Origin of the sequence: Lunatibacter salilacus, from assembly GCF_009797935.1 — a bacterium.
Classification (GTDB): domain Bacteria; phylum Bacteroidota; class Bacteroidia; order Cytophagales; family Cyclobacteriaceae; genus Lunatibacter; species Lunatibacter salilacus.
Window position 1 is genome coordinate 150,916 of sequence record NZ_VOLC01000005.1, and the last position, 22,572, is coordinate 173,487.

Sequence of the window (22,572 nt, forward strand, 5' to 3'; positions counted from 1 at the left end):
CCTCCCCTACTGGCTATTAGCCATGCAAGAGCCAAAAAGAGCAATCCAAGGATATTGGCTATCCGTTTTACAGTTATATAAAATATTTTAAAATGTTTTTCCATTTGTCTTTTCTTTACGCTAGATCAAATCTTTCGGCATAAATTTGGTTCCAAGGCACTCCGGCTTTACGCAATGCCAATTCTGCCACATCCATCATGGGCGCCGGTCCACAAATAAAATAATCAAATTGTTCTTTATTTTTTGGAAGGAATCTCTGGATCACGTCCTCATTTATTAATCCCTCCTCGCCGTCCCAGTCGTCATGGGGCTTTTCCAGAATGTGAACTGTTGTCAGGTTTATCTCTTTCTGTAACTGATCCAATTGTTCACGAAAGGGGATTTTTTTCCAGTCCTCGTTCCCGTACAACAACACACATTCTCTTTTATCTGAAAGATCCTTGAGCGTAGTCAGTATTGATATGGCAGGGGTCACGCCTATTCCACCCATTACAAAAAAACAAGGCCTATTTTTAAGGGTAAAGGAGCCAAATGGGCCTTCCACAAATGCTTGTTGTCCGGATTTGAGGGTCTCCCATTTTTCCGTAAAATCCCCCAACTGCTTTGCAGTAATGGATATGGACGACTTAGCTGCGCTTCCAGAATAGGAAAATGGATGCTGCTGCAGTGAAAACGGGGAAGATTTGATTGTAATCCAAATAAACTGCCCCGGTTCAAATGCCATACCATCGTGACCTTTGGGGTCTAAGATAAGTGTGTAGCAGTCGTCCCGCTGCGGAACCACTTCCCTTACTATATAGGGTTTCCTTTTATTTCTATACGGACGGACAAGACGGGTATGTGCCAGTAAATACGTCAATGAGGCAAAAAGTACCACAAACGGAACCACCTTTTCCAAGCCGTCCAAGTAATGTCCCACTTGGACACTATGCACTACTCCTACAAAAATTATCAAAAACCCAAGTACACCATGTATCAATCTCCAAACCTCATAACTCAGGCCAAAGGACAAACGCCAAAGGCTGGTCACCAACAATAACACCATCCCAATCGTAACCGCAACCAAGGAAATTGCTCTTGGAAGGTTTACTTCTGGATCGAAAAAACTGACATAACCCCAATCAGCAAGCAGCATGGATATTGGGTGAGCCAAGGAAAACAGTATGGCAATGACTCCGATTTCTTTGTGAAACTGTACAATATTATCAACGCCGAATGAAGGCGCTATTCCTTTGACTCTACCGGAAAACAAAAACTGCAGGGCAAACAAGGACAACCCGATAAAACCCAATGAAACACCAAATTCCTCCAGAAAAGTCCGAACTGGAGGTAACGGACCTGAATATGCGATTGCCAGTGGAAGCAGCGCAATTACAACAAAAATCCCCAGCCAAAGTAAGCCGTTGGTGGTACTGTAGGGTTTAATCCTAGATTTTTGATACATTATTAATATTTGTAAGTTAAAGTGGCTGCGGTATCAATGCCGTTTACCACACAATCTGCCTGCCAAAATCAAACCTAAAATGCCTGACAGCTGAAAAAGGACATAATTGGTCTGTTTCTGAAAACGAACTTGATCGAAAAATGTAAAAAAAGAAACTCAGATCCTCAAACAAAAGGTTAATTTTATAAGTCGAATAATTTTGACAAACAGTTATAGCATCGCTTTTCATTTAGCAAACAAAACGATCCGTTGTCTAGGTTGAGAATCTCCGTAATAAAACCCAAAATAACTATGAACCGATTTCTACTCATTTCATTTCTTTATCTATTTCCATCAGGGATTTTGACCGGATATAGTCAGTTGATGAATTCACATCCTATAGATTCAGAAAACCGGGTGACCTTTACCGTGAACGCACCAAACGCAAGAGAAGTAAAGATCATCAACCTAAGTGATCCGGACGCCATGGGGGCAGCTGAGTATACCCTGACTAAAGATGAGGATGGGATCTGGTCAGTCCAGACCAATCCATGTAGGCCTGGCTTTCACTATTACAACCTGAGTATTGACGGATTTGAATGCGCCGACCCTAGGAGCCAGCTCTACTTCGGCTGGGGAAAATGGACTAGTGGACTGGAAATCCCTGAACCTACTCCAAGCTTCTATTCTCCCCGTGAGGGACCCAAGGGAGAAGTAACTACCCACTGGTATTCATCATCCATTACAAATACAATGAGGAAATGTCTCATATATACGCCGCCTGGCTATCGGTCCCAAACTGGGGTGAAATATCCCGTGCTATACTTGCAACATGGGGCAGGGGAAAGTGAATTGGGATGGACCATGCAGGGAAAGGTAAATGTGATTATGGATAATCTTATCGCAGAGGGGAAAGCAAAACCAATGATTATAGTGATGGATAACGGTTATGCCGCTGACCCAGCCTCCCCAAATCCCAGCAGGCCGGAAGCCAAGGATAACCGGTTTGAAGAAAACCTGATCAAAGAGGTGATACCATCCGTTGAAGCTAATTTCCGCACACGTAATGACAGAGAAAACAGGGCGATAGCGGGTCTTTCGATGGGTGCGGGCCAAGCACAGCGGGTTGGATTTGCGCATTTAGATCTGTTTAGCGCCATAGGGGCTTTTAGCGGTGGTGCCAGGGATTTTGATATAGAAACTTCGTTTGGCGGAATCTTTCAGAATGTGGATTCATTTCATAATCGGGTAAATCTGTACTGGGTAGGTTGTGGTGAGCAGGATTTTCTATATGAAGGTGCGAAAATGCAGCACGAGGCCCTGGCAGAAAAGGGAATCCAGCATGAATGGCATGCTGTGCAAGGGTCACATGAATGGCAGGTTTGGCGTAGGCATTTGTATGAGTTTGCCCAAAAGGTATTTCAGAATTGAAGAAAACTATACAGCAAAGCAAAGTTAACAGATTGATAACATCAATCAGATCAAGGTTACATGTTTAGCTTCTACCTTTATTTTACCAAAAACAAACCCCTCAAACTCACCATTACATGGACCTGTTTAAAAATTTTCTACCCATACTCTTTACCTTCCTCGTTATTTCCGCCAGCGTAGCGCAGGAAATGCGGGTCTATAAAGCACCAAAATTCCGTTATGAATGGAGTAAGCCTTCCTATTACCCTGACAGAATTGTGATAAACTTTGGTCAACGTCCGCACAACGAAGTAAATGTCACCTGGCGAACTGATACTACCGTACAGGTAGCCAAAGCGGAAATAGCGGTGGCAACGGCGGCCCCAAAATTTTGGAGAAATGGTAAAACGTTAACCGCTACAACCAGCGTATTTGATGCGTTGCAAATCAATGAGGCGGAAGTAAAAGCCCATTTTCATTCTGTGGAATTCACTGATTTGATTCCGGACACAGTATATGCCTATCGGGTTGGCGATGGCGAAACTTGGAGTGAATGGATTCAGTTTCGTACGGCATCCGACAAGAAAGACGAAAAGTTTTCATTTTTATATCTGGGTGATGCCCAAAATTATATTCTAGAGCTTTGGGCGAGGCTGATCCGGGAAGGATATAGAAAAGCACCAGAGGCCAAGTTCATCATTCATGCGGGGGATTTGGTTAATCATGCCCACAGGGAGCAAGAATGGCACGAGTGGTTTACAGCGGGAGGATTTATACACAGTATGCTACCATCTGTTCCTACCCCTGGAAATCACGAATACCGGGCAATTCCCGAAATCAACGGAGAAAACTCTCCCCGCCAACTTTCAGCGCAGTGGAATCACCAATTTACGCTTCCGAAAAATGGACCAGAGGGTCTTGAAGAGACCGTCTATTATATGGACTATCAGGATGTGCGCCTCATTTCCCTAAACAGTAACGTGGAACATCAAAAGCAGGCTGTTTGGTTGGAAGAAGTATTAGCGGACAATCCGCAAAAATGGACAATCTTAACCTATCACCATCCCCTTTTCTCCGCTTCGGCAGGCCGGGATAATACGCCGTTAAGAGAATTGTGGAAACCTATTTTTGACAAATACAACGTAGATTTGGCACTTCAGGGCCACGACCACAGCTATGCCCGAGGGCGTGTTTCCCCAGAAGACAACGTATTGGATGGAGTCAATATGCGGGATAAGACAGGGACAGTGTATGTAGTCTCTGTTAGTGGAGGAAAGATGTACGGATTAAATCCCAACCGATGGACAGATACTGTAGCAGAGCAGGATCGGGCAGCCGAAAACACCCAGTTGTTTCAGGTCATAACGATAGAAGGTGATAAACTCCACTTTGAAGCCTATACAGCCATTGGGGAACTCTATGATGCGTTTGATCTAACCAAAGAAGAATCCGGCATTAACACCTTTGTCGAGCGTAAGGGCGAGGCCGTGGAAGAAAAACTTTTTTCAAACACTATACCTTATGAAGACCAACTACCCGCTTCAACGCAGGAAAAAATTCTGGCGGCTTACCCCGGATACAGTGTGAGCCGCGTAATAGCATCGGAAGCGGATGGTAAAATCTCATTTCAAGTTCGATTAGTCAAAGAATCTGAACAGATCGATATCGTTACGGATGTTGATGGGCAGGTTATTCCGGATTAAGATTTCCGCTTACCCTTGCCTATTAAACCGAAACATTCGATTTCGAATATTTACTGTATAAAAATATTGACTATCTATTAAATTCATTATTTTTACCAGTATGTGAAAAGAAATTCAGGTGTAAATGTACCATAAATGCGAAGATATCTCCAAGTGTGAAATCTTCGCATTGAGCAGTATAAATTCTAACCATTATTAATGATTTTAACTAACTGTAAACCCTATCTATACTGTTATTGTCTGATTATTTTAGTTGGAGCATGTAGGGATCCTGCTCCCAGTGTTCCTGTTTTACCTGAAATTTCTGAACATGAATTGCCGGCAATATGGGCAAATATGACTTTGCATATTACCCAACACACTCCAGCCAATTCTCCTACTTTTGCCAGCCGGGCTTTTGGATACATAGGTCTTACTATGTATGAGTCTGTGGTGCATGGATTTGCGGGAAAAAATTCCTTATCAGGGCAGCTCAATGATATGCCCCCACTTCCGATTCCGGAAGAAGATAAACAATATAACTGGGCCCTAAGTCTCAACGCCTCACAAGCGTACATCCTGAAACAGATCTATCAGCAGACTTCTGATGAAAATAAACGGAAAATAGACTCATTGGAATCTGTATTAAAGATTGTTCTGGGTAAGGAAGCAGCAGACGAAATTATAATTAATCGATCCATTGCCTTTGGGCAAGAAGTCGCCTCAGTCATCTTTGAATGGTCTAAAGAAGACGGAGGACACAGGGGATACCTGAAAAACTTTGATGTTAATTTTGTTCAAAAATCCGATCGGGGAAATTGGAGACCACCATTTTTTGCCCAAACTATCAGCAGGCTCCCATTGCATCCGAATTGGGGGGAGAATAGAACACTCCTAGTTGAAAATGCCGACTGGTACATACCTCCATTTCTCCCCTATGATTCGCTAAACAGTTCACAGTACTTTCAGGAATTTCACCGTGTATATGATCATAACACCAACCTAAGCCAAGAACAAAAAGAAATTGCCATGTGGTGGAATGATGATCCAGGTGAAACTGCAACCCCGCCAGGTCACTCATACAATTTGGTGACGCTAGTAGTTGGAAATAAAAATTCTGACATGATCACTGCAGCAGAAGCATATGCCCGGGTAGGATTAGCAGTGGCAGATGCTTTTGTAGTCTGTTGGAAAATGAAATATCATTACTTTTCAGAGAGGCCATCTACGTATATCAGTGAATACATTGATGATGAATGGGAACCCTTTTGGCCAGACCCACCTTTCCCTGCCTTTCCCTCAGGGCATGCCACCCAAGCAGCGGCAGTAGCCACGGTATTGTCTGACGTTTTTGGAGAAAAGCTTGACTTTGTGGATGTCACTCACTCGAAGAGAAAAAAAGACAAACTAAGAAATGTGGAATACAAAGAAAGACACTTCAACTCTTTTTGGGAGGTTGCTGAAGAAACAGCATACTCCCGGTTTCTGGGCGGCATCCATTCAGAATATGACAATGTCATAGGGCTTCAGGAAGGTAAGAAAGTGGGTGAGCATGTAAATAGCCTAAAATGGGACAACTAAAGCCTGCTTCATTCCAAAAAATACTTCGCCATATGCCAAAAACATTTCTTAGTGCCGGGGTTTATGCTGCGTTTTTCCTTTTTATCGGAAATCTTAGCCTAGCTCAAACCGCATTCGTAGATGTAACAAAAGAGGCTGGTATAGACCATATATTCAAAGTGTACGAGGGGACATTCGGTGGTGGTGTAGTGGTGTTTGACTACAACAATGACGGATGGGAGGATATATTTATCACCGGAGGAATGGAGGATGACCACCTCTATTTAAACAATGGTGATGGAACCTTTAAAAATGTTTACGACACTTCCGGCCTCCGCACCAAGGAAAAGTATATCACCCAGGGAGCCATATCCGCTGATGTAAACAGAGACGGGTGCCGGGATCTTTTTGTAACTACGATCAGATTAAAGGACAGCAAAGAGCCCGTTCCCAGAGCTGCCAATATTCTTTATATCAATAATTGTGACGGCACATTTAGAGATGCTACGGAAGAGTATGGCCTTGATAGATACTTGACTTTTAGTACCGGTGCAGTTTTTGGAGATATAAATCAGGACGGATATCCGGACATATTCGTTGGCAATTATTTTAAAATGTTTGACGGTAAGCTTCATATTATGAATGACGCCATTATCGTAGGATCCAACCAAATGGCGGAAGGTCTTTTATTTATCAATAAAAATGGGAAATCCTTTGAAGACCGATATCATGACTATGGATTGGATTTTAAGGGGTTTGGCTTTGGAGGCGTTCTTTCAGATTTTGACAATGACGGGGATTTGGATATAATTGTTAACCACGACTTTGGATACAAATCAACTCCGAATAAATTGCTTCAGAATCTGTATCCGAAAAAGGAATTCCTTGAAATTGGAGATTCCCTGGACATGGACCTGCCCATAAACGGGATGGGAGTTGCCGTCGGAGATTATAACAAGGATGGAAATTTAGATTACTATTTCACCAACATTAGGGCAAACCCTTTGATGGTCAGTCAAGGTTCTGGACTACCTTTTGTAAACAAAAATGAAGAATTAGGAATAAAAATTAACATGATCCGTGAAAAGGGCAGGCCAAGTCTACCCATAAGCTGGGGAGCGAACTTTGCTGATTTCGATCATGATACAGACCTTGAATTGTTTGTGGCAAATGGAGCCCTTAATCCTGAGGTATTTCCCATACCCAACTACTATTTTGATTTGGAAAACGGAAAATACATCAACAAAGCCAATGAAAAAGGGTTGGCAGATGTTGGCATCGGGAGGGGTTCAGTAGTTTTTGATTTTGACAATGATGGAGATTTGGATTTGTTAGTTGTCAATCAGTTTCCGGTAAATGATGGACTCCATGAGATTCCTTCCACCACATTGTATAGAAACGATTCCAGCTATGGCAACTGGTTAAAAGTAGCTCTACAAGGAACGCATACAGATCTGAATGGAATCGGTTCCCGGGTGGAAGTTACAGTAGATGGTCAACGATTAATCCGGGAAATAGATGGGGGTAGCAGCCACCTTTCACAAAATTCAGTTATAGCGCATTTCGGCTTGGGAAGTGCAACCTCCGTCGACACCGTCAAAGTTAAGTGGCTGGGGGGAGATGAGCAGGTTTTGCTGGATGTTGCAGCAAATCAACAAATAACAGTTGCTGAAAATCCCAAAAGCACTTCTCCTTTTTGGATAGGAATTTTTATTTTGATAGGTATTGTAGCAGGAGCCTTTGTCGTTTATTTTAGGAGACGGGTATAGAATACCCTTATTCCACACGAATCAATTTGGCCACCATGTCCAATTTGTGCGTCACTTTTACTACATATATTCCCGATCTAAAGGAAGCAGTATCAAAGATTAATTTTTGATTTTGGCTTGTTAAGGCATTACCCTCATAGACCAGAGCTCCACCTATCGTCCAGATGCTGACATCTATATCTTGCCTGTCTGTAGGGAAACGCAAATATAGCTCATCTCCTTTCACTACTGGGTTTGGAAAAAAAGACACAGACTGACCCCATTCATCATCGTTAGTACCCAGTATTACGTCCTCAAAATAACGAACGCCAAAATTGAAAGCCTCCGCACCCACTGTTTCTCCAATCAGCCGGGCCGGCAGATCATCTTGAGGAGGATGAATTCCTCCCCATATCCGTGATAAACTGCATTGGTCTGCAGCGTCATAATACCTGGCCCATTGCAACACCACATCGACACTGGGACCTTCTTCAAAAACCAGATATTCATTTTTCCCTGCGACAAATTCCGCTATTCCTCCCGGAAAATATTCGTCCCCAGTTAGCAGTGTCATAACTTTCGCAGCTGCCCTTGAAAAGGTAGAATGTCCCGAAACATATCCGGCAAAAGGCGGAGTAACGAATGTCGGCCGTTGGTAGGGCCACCATTCTTCTCCTAGAACCCATCCTACTCCAGCTTGATCTTCGGCAGTTTCGATGTATTCATGCCCCTTCCATGCCAATAACTTTATCTTCCCAACATTTTCCCCCTCAGGACCAGATAGCGGATCGGATGGTTCCACCAATTCGACCATCCCATCCATCAGCTCCATACCTTCGGGGTGGTAATTGGGTAAAGTCTCATCGCTTGACTGTCCCATATAGGACATGTATCTGATCGCAGAAATAGGGCGAACGTAATCATAATATCCCTTAATGCCCCAGGCTGTGATTGCGGCATCATGCATAGCCCCTCCCAATAAAAAATAGCTTTTAATATCCCATTCCAAAGGATCTAAAACCTCACCTTTGCCTAGAAATTTTTTCTCAAATAGTGGATGGTCGTTTACGTAATTCAAAAGTGAAAACCAATGTCCAGGCGGGGTTTCAGAGCTAGGGCCATCTGCCCAAAACTCAGCCAACACCCGTGTATAATCCCCTCTGGGAACAAGTTGAGGTTCATAAGGCTGGTTGGTTTTAGGGTTTAAAGAATATCCAGTACCTACGTCTCCTCCTTGATCGAGGTATAATTCAAAGAGTCCGTCATTTCCCAACGTTCGGTGAATATCAAAATTTCCCATTGCCCCCGGTGAAATATCCCAAATGACACCGTCTGAAGGATCCAAATGAGAACTCCAGTTAGCAACTAATGTAAAATTCCTTTTGAAAGCCGAGGATATCGATTCATTTTCTGAGTTTAAGAAGAACGGTTCTCCTGGGTCGTGATAAACCAAACATTCCATTCCGTTGACTTGGTAGATGTTCAAGTCTTCTTCATTTAGGGAAAATGGTATAACTCTACCCCACTCCGGACTTAGAAAGGGCGGCGTCCCGGCAGTCATCACATTTCCATTTTGGTCAATGAAGGTGTCGAATGCCAAGGGCTGCCAACGGTTGGGATTAACAATTTCGGGGATAACGGGATTTCTAAGAACCATCGGCTCGTTTATCGGCGCATACTCCAGGTTTTGATAACTCCCTCCCTCATTCGAACCATCTTGTAGTCCGAATTCAATGACCTTTGCCGCCAAATAATTTCCCAGTGCGGCAGGCCTGCCTTCAACATATATCTCACTGGTAAACTGCGGATCATATCCCAACTCATCCATTAAGTTGTCAATTAATTGAAAGGTTTTCTCCCATCCCGGACTGTTTCTGAACCTAAACCTTATCATTCTATAGCAATAATAGCTGAGTGCTTCCTCCCTGGCAACTTTTACATCTTTCGGCAAAGTTATTTTTTCATAGGGAAAACTATATTCACCGTGCTGTTCGCCTAGGAAATAAGGGGATCCGTGAGATCCATAAACTACCCAAGTATCATACATTCCCGCGGAGAGATGGAACAAATTCCTGGCATGGACGGTGGGGCGTGCGAAATCATTTCGGATGGCCTGCAACAAAGCTTCATTCCATCTACGCGCAATGGAATGATCTCCTAAACACTCTCTCGATGCTAGAAGAAACGTTATGAAAATGAACACCCTGATGCCCATAAATCTAATTTTTTACAAACTTCTTAGTTATAACTTCTGTCCGGGTTTTAATTCTAATAAAGTAGATTCCCGAAGGCATTGATGATGGGATTTGCCATTGAATGGGTCCCTTCCTACCTAAATGGTCAGTCGATTGAAGGCGATAAATTACCTGACCTGTTTGGGTGTATATTTCGAGAGTAGCCCCATTATTTTTATTTATTTCTCCAATATCAACAGACAAGGTTTGGGTAACCGGATTGGGGTATACTAGTACCTTGGATGTAATGGGGAAATTCCGTGTCAACCCTGTAATAACACCCTGTTTAATTTCAATCAACTGATTTACCTCTAGATCATAAAGTATCTGGTCCGTTCCTCCAATCCAGCGGACGATAAGGGAATCTACTTTAGCAAATTTCTCTAAGCCAAAATGCGCAATGGTACTGTTTTGAGACAAATGACTAGATCCACCGTCAATTTCGCGAATTAATTTGTTTCCACCCACATAAACTTCTATCCGTGATCCAATCCCATTTTTATCCGCAGCTTCACCTGATAATTTTACTTTTAACCAGTTTTTATCACCTCCTAGGTTACGGTAAAGTCTTACTCCCTTCATATCTCCCTCCGAATTTAATTCTTGATATGGGCTTTGGTTGACCACAAGTAGATCTAAGTAACCATCATTATCAAAATCAAAGGTAACCGACCCTCTGCCTATCGATTCGTCATAAATCCCTGATGATGGTCCATTTAAAACAAACTGTCGATTCATGTTTTCCAACAAAAGGTTAGGGTTCGGTACGATGCTGGGGTTAAGACTGCCGTTGGCAATAAAAAGATCCAAATCCATATCATTGTCGTAGTCAAAAAAATTGGTCCCCCAGCTGATTGTAGAAACCATCTCTCCCTCCGCAGTATAAATCAGCGGGTAGGAGGTTCCCAACTGCCTTGTTCTGTTATCGAAAGGAGCATTATTCTTCCCTGGATTAATGAGAAAAGGACTGGAGGAAATGTTGGATATAAAGTAGTCCATATACCCATCCATATCGTAATCACCGATACCTACCCCCATGGCATTGATCCCCAAGTCAAATCCTGATAATTTGCTTACATCTGTAAATGTAGATTGGGGGAACTCATTCCGATACAATAGATTGGGAGTAGCCATATAGCCAAAATCGTTAATAATAATCAGGTCCATGTCGCCGTCATTATCATAATCCGTGAATACTCCCCCGAAACCAAACCCTGTATGTGTCAGTCCATAACTCTCACTTACTTCAATAAAGTTACCTCCTGAATTGATGTACAACAAATCATGTGCTGGTGCCCGGTCACCTTCGGGAATCGCCCCTATGTATTCATCAAACCGACCATCAAACCTGTTGAAAAAATTACTGACATATAAATCCGGATACCCATCCCCGTTTAAATCCCCGAACGCTGCACCCGTAGAAAAGGAAAGTTGATCCAAACCATAGCTTCTTGTTCTATCTGTGAATTTCCCATTCCCGTCATTAATAAATAAAAAATTGGCGGATGCGGTAAATTTGTCCCCTTCAACTTTGGCTATAGTTGTAATAAAAATATCTATTCTTCCATCTCTATTTACATCTGCACATACTACCCCTTGAGTTACGATATTTTCCAACCCCGAAAAACCAGCTTCATCAATAACATTGGAGAATGTGCCGTCTCCGTTATTTTTATATAATGCATCCTTTCCTGCTCCACCCGTGATAAAAACGTCTTCCCACCCATCATTGTCGAAATCCAATACCGCAGCTCCTCCTCCGAAAATACCCTGAAAGACTTGAAAATAATGATCTATTCCTGCCGTCTCGGTAACATCAGCAAACCGACTTTGGGAAAATGAGGTTATACACGCAAATATGAATATAACGATGAAGGCAATCCTTCTCATAGAGGTGACGGGCTATCTTGCGGGATGTTACGTCTTTAGCATTAAGGGGGTGCTATGGAAAATTTGTTTCATAGCACCCCTCTAGTTTAATATCCTGGATTTTGCTCCAAATCGGAAAACCCGTCCATGGCAAATTGGGGAATCGGCCATAGGTAATTTCTGGACGGATCAAATTGTCTGTTTTCTAGTGTTGGGAGAGAGGGGATCACTTGTTCTGCTGTCCTCCATCTAAGCAGGTCAAAGTATCGTGACCCCTCCAAAACAAATTCAATCCGACGTTCATGCCTAATCTGATCCCTCATTGCCCCTTGATCCAAACCTTGGGGAAAATCAGGCATATTTGCCCTAGATCTAATTTTATTGACTGCTTCATATACAGAAGCATCTGGCCCTACCGCTTCGTTCTGTGCTTCCGCATACATCAGTAATACATCAGCATATCGAATCAGCACCAAGTCTACCGGACTATTGCTTTCTCCTGTATTTCCTGTCTCTGAAACCCATTTTCGACTTGCCATAGGCAGGGCTGCGGGGTTAGTCACTGCAGAGCCGTTAACCAGAAAATTTATGGGGTATTCAAGTTCAATATCCCGAAAGATATCACCTGGGAAAAAGAAGGACCATCTTAATCTAGGATCTCTATTTTCCAAGAAATTATCGGCATCATACAAAGGTGACTGACTGATAGGGAGACCGTCCGTCATGTAATAATCGTCAACCAAATTTCTGGTATAGGTAAAAGATCCCCATCCTCCTCCAATATTCAAATTTGAAGGCGCATAGTGAACCTGGAGAAAGCTGCCCTCTCCACCTGCATCAGTTAGATATTGAATGCTGAAAAAGATTTCTTTACTCTGTTCATTAGTACCTCTAAATAAACTTTCGTAATCTTCATCCAACTGAATATCAGCTCCTTCTGCATCTATTATTTCACGAAAGGTGGCGGCAGCTTCTGCCCAACGGTTATTGTATAATAAAACTTTACCCTTTAAGGCTAGGGTGGCTTGCTTTGTAGGTCTGCCAAACTGCCCATTATTAGGAGTATAGTCCAGGTGTGTTGCCGCAAAATTCAGATCTTCTAAAATCAGTGCCAATACCTCCTCTTTGGAGTTCCTGGTAAGTTGTTGTGCTTCTTCATTCGATATTACGGTGGTAACGATTGGAACACCTCCATAGAGTGTCACCATATCGGTATAAATAAATGCCCTCAGAAAGCGTAACTCGGCTCTCCATTTGTTGGCATTCTCCTCGGATAAATTTTGAATTGTATTGGAATTGATGATATCCAACATGTTATTAATTCTCGCCAATCCCTGATACCCGAAATTGTATTTCCAATTTACCATCCCTCCGGATGTAGGGCTCATTGTTCCGCGAGCAATAGCCGTAAACCCATGTTCCCAGTCACAGCAGAGCACTGCATTATCGGTGGCCGCATCAAAATGAGGGTGTATATGAACAAAGGCGCCCCCCCAGATGGAACCCTGAAATATAGAATAAACCCCATTTATCCCGATAATTAAATCACTTTCTGTTTGGAAAAACCCTTCAGCAGAGGCAAAACCAACCGGATCTTTATATAATACATCATCGTTACAACCATCTATGACTAAGACAAGCAGTAGAAGAACGCTGAATTTGTATAGTCTCTTTTTCATGTTTCTAATCTTTATACGTTCAAAAGTTAATGTTTAACCCACCCGTAAACACCCGTAAATTCGGATAGGAGTTTGTTCCACGGTCGGCTCCTGGAGGCCTTTCCGGATCTAGGTAAGGGAATTCCGTCCACGTAAATAGATTACTTCCATTAACAAAAACCCTGACATTTTGAACAACGGAAGACTGAAGTAAATTTGGGGGGACTGTATAACCAATTTGCAGATTTTTTAAGCGCAAAAATGTCCTGTCATATAGCCAAAAGGAGTTTGTAGTACTGTTGCTAGGTCCATTGGATACAAATATTCTTGGCATAGAAGCATCAGGATTTTCGGGTGTCCATCGGTCCTCCCATAACCCCACCAAGCCTGCCGTATTAAAAAATGGAGCCGCAAGTTCCTCACTAGAATATCCATGGTAACCGCCTGCACCCTGAAATAATGCAAAAACATCCACGCCTTTGTAAGATACCCTTCCATTAAATCCAAATAGCCATTCGGGGTTTTGCCAGCCCATGACTACCCGATCATTTTGGTCAATAAGGCCATCAGGGATTCCATCTGGACCACTAATATCCGCTAACCGTACATCTCCGACTCCGTAATTTGGATCCAAGAGAGAGTGGTTTGGAGCCGAATTAAATTCCTCCTGTGTCCGAAATAAACCTAGAGACTGATATCCGAAATAGCTGTTGATCGGAGATCCGGGCTGAATGATCATACGCCCTTGGATTGCCCTGTCAATATCATTGGGAATGTTTGGATTCAGTTCCATTACCGTACTTTTAACGTTCGTAACGTTTCCGCCGAAGGAAATCCGCACCTCCCCAAAAGTTTCGTTGTAATTAAGATTCAATTCCCATCCTTCATTTTTAACTTCTGCGGCATTGGAGATTTGAGAATTAAATCCTGTTGTAATTTCCGAGGGCAAGTCATACAATATTCCCGTCGTATTACGGATAAAATACTCGGCCTCCATGGTAATTTTGGACTCGAAAAGTGCCAAGTCAATTCCTAAGTTAACCATGCTAGTGGCCTCCCAGGAAAGGTTGGGATTTCCCAAATCAGTAACGGCTGCTCCAGGAACTAGTGTGCCGCCGAAAGAGTATGCTTGGTTGAGTGATAAATTTCTTGCAAACCGGAAATCACCAATGTTCTGATTACCCAACATTCCCCACGAAGCCCTTATTTTAAGAAAGTCAACACCTCCAAATCCCTGCATAAAATCTTCTTCAGAGATAGCCCAGCCAGCTGAAAAAGAGGGAAAAGCTCCCCACTTATTGGTAGCAAATCTAGAAGTGCCGTCGTACCTCAAATTAGCCTCGAACAGGTACTTCTCATTGTAATTGTAATTCAATCGTCCGAAATAAGATTGAAGTGCCCAAGTGGTTCCGCCCTCAGCATTGGTAGATGTAGACGCATCTCCCGAGGAAAGCGTTTGAACCGCATTGGATATTTGGCCAGCCCTGAAGGTTTGAAAATCATCACTGTTGTGCTCTTCCTGATTAAATCCTATTAAACTACCAAAGTTGTGTAACCCGAAGCTTTTGTCGTAAGAAGCCTGTAGCCAGGTTGTAACATTCAAGGCTTGACTGTTATAACGGTTTCTTCCCCTCAAAGGAGCCATCTGAATGGGCACTCCTGTTACAATATCAAAATGCTCAATCATATTGTTGAAAGAAGACTGATTGATGGTTCGGTAGTTTATTGCCGCAGTACCTCTTACGTTCAATCCTTGGATAATCTCATAATTAATATATGTGTTCCCTAAAATATGATGGTCTAATTCCCTAAATTCTCTGGATGCTGCTACCGCCATGGGATTAGCTCTTCCTGCCAGACCCAATGGAGAGGCAAAACGTCCCTGATCGTCGTACGGGGTATTAAAAGGCAGTCCTTGAATCGCCAAACCGGCTACGTTTCCGTCGCCCAGCACCGTTCCTCCCGGAGAAACCATATCGCCTCGTGTAAGTGAAATACTGGTGCCAACCCTGAGTTTGTCATTGACATAGGTATCCAGGTTCAAGCGTGTATTGAACCGTTTAAAGTTTGAGTTTGGGATAGTCCCATCCTGATCAAGATACCCTACTGAGTATCGGAAATTTGTTTTCTGCGTTCCACCGGAGGCGCTGAAATTATGCTGTTGCATCATTCCTCTTCTGAATACAACGTCTATCCAATCCGTATTGATGTTCCTATCTCTGAATCCGTTGATTTCTTGTTCTGAAAACCTGACAGGATTGCCAAAATTGGTGGCACCCTCATTCCATAGCTCGGCAAACTGGACAGAACTTGTCACCATTTCCGGAAGACGAATAGCTTCAGACGTCCCCGCAAACCCATTGTAGTTAAAAGTCGTTTTTTCTCCTTTAGCGGCTCCCCGTTTGGTTGTCACCAACACAACACCATTGGCAGCCCTGGACCCATATATGGCTGCCGAAGCAGCATCCTTTAGTACGGTAACCGTTTCGATATCGTCTGGATTGATATTATTTAAAGGAGCTTCGATACCGTCTACCAGAATAAGTGGAGAAGAATTGTTAAGTGTTCCGATACCCCGAATATTTACTGTAACCCCGTCTCTTCCTGCTTGCCCGGAATTTTGATTAATGTGAACACCCGAAACGGTTCCCTGTAGCGCAGTAGCCGCACTTGTAATTGGTCGGTTTTCAATATCTCTGGTACCTACCGTTGCTACAGATCCGGTAAGGTTCGACTTCTTTTGGGTTCCATACCCGACTACAACAACTTCGTCCAGTGCCTGAGCACTGTCCTCCAGCGTCACATTGATTACTTGTTGATTACCGACTTCTACAGTCCTACTTTCATACCCGATAAATGAAAATACTAACCTAGATCCTTCTGGAACAGTAATGGAATAATTCCCATCAATATCCGTGGCTGTACCTAGCGTAGAACCAGGAACAGATACAGTAGCTCCTGGAATTGGGACTCCATTACTGTCCACAACCTTCCCGGTAATGGTTACATCAAAAAGAACAGGCTTTACCTCATTTAAAATAGCCTTTGTGGACGCAAAATGAGGGCTTTGAATAGATACTTCAGGAAAACTATGCCTGAGTCTGGAGTTCTCCTGGGCAGAAGTCGGGTAAATGCTCCCAATAAAAACGATCATTGAAAGCAGAAATACAGCCAAAGCCCCGTTGGGGAGTGGTACATTTTTCATCATATTGGGCATCGTTAATTAAGGTGGATAATTGTATCACTGTGAAGAAATATAAGCTCCTTTAGGGATCACTTTTGTTTATCTAATTAATATGTTAGTCAATTGTGTCAAAACAAATTAGACATGCTTCGAAATGATCTAGGGATGGACTTAATAGGTTCGGTTACACAATCTATTTAATTAAATTTAAAATGAAAAATTTTATTGTTTTTTTTTTATTGGTTACCTTTTTACCTCTTAATAGCTTTAACGCCGATGATTCTTCCTCAAAAGTATATGAACGGTAAAAATATAGTCCACCAAATACGGCTTCATTATTCTATCCTATCCATGCGATTCAAGGTCGAACAATATCGTCTAGTACTGAGTTTTTAACTTGTATGTAGGCATGAAGATTGTTTATATATTTTAAAGGCAATTTGATATAGGATAATTAAGGGCCTTTTTTTAAAAAAAATCTATAATCACACCCATTAAAAATCCTCTCCATGAAAGCTACCTGGAACAATACCATAATTGCTGAAAGCCAAAAAACAGTTAAATTGGAAGGGAATCATTACTTTCCTTCTGACAGCATAAAAACAGAATATTTTAAAGCATCCCCTTCTAACAGCACCTGTCCTTGGAAAGGCGTAGCCTCCTATTATAACATCGAAGTGGATGGCAAAACAAATAAAGATGCTGCTTGGTACTACGCAGACCCAAAAGCAGAAGCCTCTGAAATAAAAGGCCATATTGCGTTTTGGAAAGGGGTTAAAATTGAAGAATAATCCATTTTTCCCCACATTTCAACAAATTAAGCGACATACTTACTATTAACGAAAATTTCTGGACGTATTATCTCGTAAAACCTATGCCCGATCAGCAATTGATAAACAAAATCAACAATACTAGAATCAACTCTGAAAATATTTGTTTGCCTTTGGAAATTGAGGATTATATTCCCCAACCTATACCGGATGTTTCCCCCCCAAAATGGCACCTGGGACATACCACTTGGTTTTTTGAAGCCTTTGTCTTGGTTCCGTATCTAAATGGATATAGTCTTTTTCACGAAGATTTTGCCTACCTGTTTAACAGCTACTACAACAACGCAGGAAAAAGGGTTTTGCGTCCAAACCGCGGATTGATGAGTCGCCCTCCAGTCAGAGAAGTAATGGCCTATAGAGCCTATGTAACCGATAACCTACTTAAATTGGTGGATCAAGATCCTGGGGAAAAAGTTCGCAAAATAATCGAACTTGGGATCAACCACGAGGAGCAGCATCAGGAACTTCTGGTGTATGACATCAAATTTATTTTGGGAAACCAACCTACTTTTCCTATATATGGTGATCGGTTTGAATTGTCAGCAACGTCCGATAAATTAGTTAATGAAGACCTTTCCAAAGGAATATACACAATCGGTGCCTCCGGGGATACCTTTTGCTATGACAATGAATGTAGGCAGCACCAAGTCTATCTTGACGCCTTTCAAATAGCTAACCGATTGGTTACCAACGGAGAATATATGACATTCATTTCTGATGGAGGATATGCTGATTTTAACCTTTGGCTTTCTGATGGTTGGGAATTTATCCAGTCCACCAATATCCAAGCTCCGCTATATTGGCATAAGGTGGACGGTGAATGGTGGTCCTACAACCTCAGCGGATTTCAACCGGTCAACCCCGATCTTCCGGTGCAGCACATTAGCCTGTATGAGGCCATGGCCTACGCAGAATGGGCAGGAGCTAGACTTCCCACTGAATTTGAACGGGAAGTCGCTTCAGACCGGGTGATGGCGGGTCAGTTGTGGGAATGGACAAACAGTGCGTATCTTCCCTATCCAGGGTTCTCGAAAGCTCCAGGCGCGCTGGGGGAATACAATGGCAAATTCATGGTGAATCAACACGTACTGCGGGGAAGCTCAATAGCAACGCCCGAGGGTCATAGTAGAAGCACCTACAGAAATTTCTTCAACCCTTCATCCCGATGGGTTTTTTCAGGGATTAGACTGGCAAAATAATGAGTGAGATACTAGAGCAAACTACCTTTTTGAAAGATGTGATTAGCGGATTGCAGGCTAAATCCAAACGGATATCTTCGAAATACTTTTATGACCAAAAAGGGTCAGAGATCTTCCAGCAGATTATGGATATGGAAGAATATTACCTTCCTGCCTGCGAGAAGTCAATTTTGGAAAATGAATCGGAAAATATTGCCGCACTGTTAAAATCCGATTCTATCCAAGTGTTGGAATTGGGGGCTGGGGATGGCACAAAAACAAGTATCATTCTTGAGAAATTTATGGTGGCCGGCAAAAACATCCATTATTTCCCCATGGATATTTCAGCAGACATTTTAAAATTCAACCAGAAAACCCTGGCCAATCAACTGCCTAAGCTTGCAGTGACTCCTATTGTCGGAGACTATCACCAAACTCTAAAGGAGTTCCCAAAAGCAGAAGAACCGAAGTTAATCTTATTTCTTGGAAGTAATATCGGGAATTTTAGACCGCAGGAAGCAATAGATTTTTTGAAATTCGTAAAGGAATGTATGGATCCGGGCGACCACTTTCTGCTTGCCTCCGATCTGAAAAAGAATCCAAGTCAAATTCTTAGGGCCTACAGCGATCCGGGAGGACTGACGAAGAAATTCAACATGAATCTCTTGGAAAGAATAAATACGGAATTGGATGGGGATTTTAATTTAAAAGGCTTTGATCATTATGCCACGTACAACCCCTTGGATGGCCTTGCTCAGAGTTTTTTGGTAAGCCTTAAAGAGCAGGAAGTAAACATAAACGGCAAAACCTTCCCCTTTGACAGATACGAGGTCATTCATACAGAAATTTCCAAAAAATACGGCTCGGATGAATTAAAGCAGCTTATGGAGACCGCAGGATTTAAATTTAAAAAAATTTTTTATGACACAAACAACTGGTACGCACTAGCTCTTGGGGAAGCGATATAACTCCGGAGGTGGAAATAGGGTAATTTTGAAACTATTCATTAGTCTCTACCCAAATCAGCTCTACCCACTCCGGATTATCGATAAAAGGATTGCGATTGCCTTGGTAATTGTTGAAAATTACCTCATTTCGCCTCTTTTCCCAACTGTTTACCGGATCCCGCCTGTGCCATTCCAGTAAGGTGGAAAGTTTGCCTAGGAGAGGCAGTTTGTTCTGTCTTGGAACAATGGAATCAACCAACTCCAAATCGTACCCGGGACCCTCATACCGCACAGCCATATAGAACAACATGCGGGCGATATCTCCTTTAACCTCATCAGAGGGTTCCCATACCCAAAATTCCTTGGATGATCGGTTTTCGGTTTCTACTGTTCCTCCGTTATCAAAATAGACAAAATCGGCTTCATCAAAGGAGCGGGTATTTCGAGCAGAATTCACCGATCGGTCACCTGGACGAAGGTGGTGCAAATCCGTATAGGCTGTATCCTTCAGGTTGGGAAATCCGTGGGATTTGGGCCAAACATGCTCCCGGTTCCACGAATCTATAAGGGTATATCCGTTTGACTCGTAGTCATACCGGGTGCCTCGGTCGCGATGCGCCACCGATTGGGATCGAAGAGAATACAGCAATATGAGCTGGTCTGGATTAGAAGGATCCTGATCCGTATCAGGAAGGATATCCCAAAGCTGATCGTAGGTATAAACGGTATGGTTTCGGATAATCCGGTGGAGGGCAAGCTTTAGAGCTTCCCCGACTAGGGTATCCGGCAGGTTGTAATACACTTCTAGATCCAAATCAACAGACTCCGCTTCCTGCGTTGATTCGGAATCATGTGGGAATATCCTTCTTACAGTGCAGGTTTGAAACAATCCGATCGGAAGTGAAAAAAATGCAATAAAAAGTACGATCCTTTTCATTTGCTGGCCGTGCAGCGAATTCTCTCTCCTCATAATATTTTGCAAAGGTAAAAAATTTAATTCTTAAACGATATCTAGGTTATGGGTTATGGGTTTTGAGTTATGGGTTGACAACTCATAACTCATCACTCATAACCCATAACTCTCTCTACCCCCTCCCCATATATGGCATCCCATTCGCCATCACGGTTAGAAAAGGCACATTGGTATCCAACGGCAAGCTGGCCATAAATACTACTGTCCGACCTACATCCTCCACGGTCATGGTAGCCTCCACTTTTAGGGAACCGTCTGCCTGAGGCGTCCCTGTCTCTATTCTTTGGGTCATGGCACTGCTGGCATTGCCAATATCGATTTGGCCACAAGCTATATTAAAGGGTCGTCCTTCTAGGGATGTAGCCTTGGTAAGTCCTGTGACAGCGTGCTTACTCGCCGTATAGGGAGCGGCGAAGGGCCGGGGGACATGGGCGGATATGGATCCATTGTTTATTATTCGTCCACCACTTGGATCCTGGTATTTCATCAGCTTAAATGCCTCCTGCGTACACAGGAAAGCCCCCGTCACATTAGTGTCAAATACCTGCTTCCAAGCTTCCAATGGCAAATCTTCCAAAGGCATAATTTTGGCGTTGGTCCCGGCATTATTAAACAGGAGATCTAAGCGACCAAAGGTTTCTTTGATTTGAGTAAATAATTCACAAACGCTCGATGGATCTGAAATATCGGTAGGAATAGGCAGCGCACGATTGTAAATACAATGTTTGGCGGTTTCCTGGAGTGTTTCTTCCCTTCTACCTGCAAGTACGACAGACCAGCCATCCTGATCCAGCGCAATCGCTACCGCCCGGCCAATACCTGATCCGGCACCTGTGACGAGCGCAATTTTTTGTTGGTTTGGCATAATCTCAATTATTAAGTTAACGAAATACCCTGCTCGTCCACATATTGTTGGATGATTTCATCCATTCCACTGTCCCGCACAAATCCCAATTGAAGACTTCGTTTGGGATCTATTTTGGCCGGCCAAGTGAGAACGATACTCTCCAAAAAGGCATCGGGCACGTAGGATACCCTTTTGGTTACGGTGGGTCCTGCGATTTTTGCCAAGCTGTCTAGCATTTCCTGTACTGACACAGTCAGGCCGGGCAGCGTAATTGTTCTGTCATTCCCCAGTTCGGATGCCCCGATATTGGCGGCATGGATAAAATTCTCCACCACCCGCTTAGGAGACAATACCCAAAATGCGGTAGCCGGAGGTACGGGATAGGTAGACAACTGTCCGTTAAGCGGTTCCCTGATTATCCCGCTGATAAAGGATGAAGTGGCGGCATTGGGTTTTCCGGGACGCACGGTGATGGTAGGAAGCCGGATGCTACGGCCATCCACAAATCCACGTCGGCTAAAATCATTAATTAACAATTCCACCAAAACTTTTTGTGTTCCATAGGAGCTGCGCGGCTTGGGATCCGTCTCATCCGTGATCACTTGGGTGACGTCGCCGCCAAAGACTCCGCAAGAACTGGCGAAAACAATGCGTGGTTTAATCGACAATTCCCGACACATCTCCAACAACTGTAGCGAGGCCTGAAAGTTCACCTTCATCCCCAAGTCAAAATTCTTTTCCGCTTCACCACTGACGATGGCGGCTAAATGAAAAATAACCTGCGGACCTTGTTCCAGCACTTTCCTCATCACTTGGGCATCGCTAAAATCCACCGGCAGGCACTCCACCCTGGGGTCAGTCGGCATATCGGGCGGAAACGTCTTGTCCATAATGGTCATACGGGTTATTTGACCTTGCTTGAGGCCACCTTTAGCCAGCAACTCTTCCGACAAGCGTTTGCCTATAAAACCTCCACCCCCTATTACTACTACATGCATATCTATTTATTTTTAAGTTATTACTTCAATC

15 protein-coding genes are annotated in these 22,572 nt (G+C 43.1%); 7 read left to right on the forward strand and 8 right to left on the reverse strand.

Annotated elements, in window-relative coordinates:
- Positions 1 to 115: 115 nt before the first annotated feature.
- Complete coding sequence (locus FQ608_RS08845) at positions 116 to 1,444, reverse strand: ferredoxin reductase family protein (protein ID WP_158857574.1); 1,329 nt, start codon at positions 1,442 to 1,444, stop codon at positions 116 to 118.
- Between the two features lie 291 nt (positions 1,445 to 1,735).
- On the opposite strand from FQ608_RS08845, the gene FQ608_RS08850 reads away from it, so the two are divergent.
- From FQ608_RS08850 to FQ608_RS08865, 4 genes are all read left to right on the forward strand, one after another.
- Complete coding sequence (locus FQ608_RS08850) at positions 1,736 to 2,854, forward strand: alpha/beta hydrolase-fold protein (RefSeq protein WP_158857575.1); 1,119 nt, start codon at positions 1,736 to 1,738, stop codon at positions 2,852 to 2,854.
- 116 nt (positions 2,855 to 2,970) lie between these two features.
- The gene (locus tag FQ608_RS08855) at positions 2,971 to 4,536 is read left to right on the forward strand and encodes a purple acid phosphatase family protein (protein WP_158857576.1); all 1,566 of its coding nucleotides are present in this window, start codon (positions 2,971 to 2,973) and stop codon (positions 4,534 to 4,536) included.
- 198 nt (positions 4,537 to 4,734) lie between these two features.
- Positions 4,735 to 6,096: a vanadium-dependent haloperoxidase gene (locus tag FQ608_RS08860; protein ID WP_158857578.1), complete on the forward strand. Its 1,362-nt coding sequence runs from the start codon at positions 4,735 to 4,737 to the stop codon at positions 6,094 to 6,096.
- A 32-nt stretch (positions 6,097 to 6,128) separates the two neighbouring features.
- Positions 6,129 to 7,844 carry a CRTAC1 family protein gene (locus tag FQ608_RS08865; RefSeq protein ID WP_158857580.1) on the forward strand — a complete coding sequence of 572 codons (1,716 nt, stop codon included), beginning with the start codon at positions 6,129 to 6,131 and terminating at the stop codon, positions 7,842 to 7,844.
- A 7-nt stretch (positions 7,845 to 7,851) separates the two neighbouring features.
- On the opposite strand, the gene FQ608_RS08870 is transcribed toward FQ608_RS08865, so the two are convergent.
- The 4 genes from FQ608_RS08870 to FQ608_RS08885 form a co-directional block, all read right to left on the reverse strand.
- Positions 7,852 to 10,038, reverse strand: coding sequence for a DUF6851 domain-containing protein (locus tag FQ608_RS08870; protein WP_158857582.1), 2,187 nt, complete (start codon positions 10,036 to 10,038; stop codon positions 7,852 to 7,854).
- 4 nt (positions 10,039 to 10,042) lie between these two features.
- Positions 10,043 to 11,947 (reverse strand): FG-GAP-like repeat-containing protein, encoded by a 1,905-nt coding sequence (locus FQ608_RS08875; protein WP_158857584.1) that lies wholly within the window; start codon positions 11,945 to 11,947, stop codon positions 10,043 to 10,045.
- An 86-nt stretch (positions 11,948 to 12,033) separates the two neighbouring features.
- On the reverse strand, positions 12,034 to 13,605 hold the full coding sequence (locus FQ608_RS08880; RefSeq protein WP_158857586.1) for a RagB/SusD family nutrient uptake outer membrane protein: 1,572 nt from the start codon (positions 13,603 to 13,605) through the stop codon (positions 12,034 to 12,036).
- 19 nt (positions 13,606 to 13,624) lie between these two features.
- On the reverse strand, positions 13,625 to 16,792 hold the full coding sequence (locus FQ608_RS08885) for a SusC/RagA family TonB-linked outer membrane protein (protein WP_158857588.1): 3,168 nt from the start codon (positions 16,790 to 16,792) through the stop codon (positions 13,625 to 13,627).
- Between the two features lie 485 nt (positions 16,793 to 17,277).
- Here FQ608_RS08885 and FQ608_RS08890 point away from each other — a divergent pair, with 485 nt between their 5' ends.
- The 3 genes from FQ608_RS08890 (at position 17,278) to egtD (ending at position 19,744) form a co-directional block, all read left to right on the forward strand.
- The gene (locus tag FQ608_RS08890) at positions 17,278 to 17,559 is read left to right on the forward strand and encodes a DUF427 domain-containing protein (protein ID WP_158857590.1); all 282 of its coding nucleotides are present in this window, start codon (positions 17,278 to 17,280) and stop codon (positions 17,557 to 17,559) included.
- A gap of 83 nt (positions 17,560 to 17,642) precedes the next feature.
- A complete protein-coding gene (gene egtB, locus FQ608_RS08895; protein ID WP_158857592.1) occupies positions 17,643 to 18,797 on the forward strand; it encodes an ergothioneine biosynthesis protein EgtB in 1,155 nt (384 codons plus the stop codon).
- Positions 18,797 to 19,744: an L-histidine N(alpha)-methyltransferase gene (egtD, locus tag FQ608_RS08900; RefSeq protein WP_158857594.1), complete on the forward strand. Its 948-nt coding sequence runs from the start codon at positions 18,797 to 18,799 to the stop codon at positions 19,742 to 19,744. The genes egtB and egtD overlap by 1 nt, the downstream gene beginning before the upstream one ends.
- A 31-nt stretch (positions 19,745 to 19,775) precedes the next feature.
- On the opposite strand, the gene FQ608_RS08905 is transcribed toward egtD, so the two are convergent.
- From FQ608_RS08905 to denD, 3 genes are all read right to left on the reverse strand, one after another.
- Entirely contained in the window at positions 19,776 to 20,693 is a 918-nt protein-coding gene (locus FQ608_RS08905; protein WP_158857596.1) for an endonuclease I family protein, read from the reverse strand.
- Between the two features lie 115 nt (positions 20,694 to 20,808).
- Positions 20,809 to 21,561, reverse strand: coding sequence for an SDR family oxidoreductase (locus tag FQ608_RS08910; protein WP_158857598.1), 753 nt, complete (start codon positions 21,559 to 21,561; stop codon positions 20,809 to 20,811).
- 11 nt (positions 21,562 to 21,572) lie between these two features.
- On the reverse strand, positions 21,573 to 22,541 hold the full coding sequence (denD, locus tag FQ608_RS08915) for a D-erythronate dehydrogenase (protein WP_158857600.1): 969 nt from the start codon (positions 22,539 to 22,541) through the stop codon (positions 21,573 to 21,575).
- Positions 22,542 to 22,572: the final 31 nt, after the last annotated feature.

Excerpts from the sequence above, each read along its gene's own strand:
- FQ608_RS08845 (WP_158857574.1), bottom strand. The coding sequence starts at position 1,444 with ATGTATCAAAAATCTAGGATTAAACCCTACAGTACCACCAACGGCTTA.
- FQ608_RS08850 (WP_158857575.1), top strand. The coding sequence starts at position 1,736 with ATGAACCGATTTCTACTCATTTCATTTCTTTATCTATTTCCATCAGGG.
- FQ608_RS08855 (WP_158857576.1), top strand. The coding sequence starts at position 2,971 with ATGGACCTGTTTAAAAATTTTCTACCCATACTCTTTACCTTCCTCGTT.
- FQ608_RS08860 (WP_158857578.1), top strand. The coding sequence starts at position 4,735 with ATGATTTTAACTAACTGTAAACCCTATCTATACTGTTATTGTCTGATT.
- FQ608_RS08865 (WP_158857580.1), top strand. The coding sequence starts at position 6,129 with ATGCCAAAAACATTTCTTAGTGCCGGGGTTTATGCTGCGTTTTTCCTT.
- FQ608_RS08870 (WP_158857582.1), bottom strand. The coding sequence starts at position 10,038 with ATGGGCATCAGGGTGTTCATTTTCATAACGTTTCTTCTAGCATCGAGA.
- FQ608_RS08875 (WP_158857584.1), bottom strand. The coding sequence starts at position 11,947 with ATGAGAAGGATTGCCTTCATCGTTATATTCATATTTGCGTGTATAACC.
- FQ608_RS08880 (WP_158857586.1), bottom strand. The coding sequence starts at position 13,605 with ATGAAAAAGAGACTATACAAATTCAGCGTTCTTCTACTGCTTGTCTTA.
- FQ608_RS08885 (WP_158857588.1), bottom strand. The coding sequence starts at position 16,792 with ATGATGAAAAATGTACCACTCCCCAACGGGGCTTTGGCTGTATTTCTG.
- FQ608_RS08890 (WP_158857590.1), top strand. The coding sequence starts at position 17,278 with ATGAAAGCTACCTGGAACAATACCATAATTGCTGAAAGCCAAAAAACA.
- egtB (WP_158857592.1), top strand. The coding sequence starts at position 17,643 with ATGCCCGATCAGCAATTGATAAACAAAATCAACAATACTAGAATCAAC.
- egtD (WP_158857594.1), top strand. The coding sequence starts at position 18,797 with ATGAGTGAGATACTAGAGCAAACTACCTTTTTGAAAGATGTGATTAGC.
- FQ608_RS08905 (WP_158857596.1), bottom strand. The coding sequence starts at position 20,693 with ATGAGGAGAGAGAATTCGCTGCACGGCCAGCAAATGAAAAGGATCGTA.
- FQ608_RS08910 (WP_158857598.1), bottom strand. The coding sequence starts at position 21,561 with ATGCCAAACCAACAAAAAATTGCGCTCGTCACAGGTGCCGGATCAGGT.
- denD (WP_158857600.1), bottom strand. The coding sequence starts at position 22,541 with ATGCATGTAGTAGTAATAGGGGGTGGAGGTTTTATAGGCAAACGCTTG.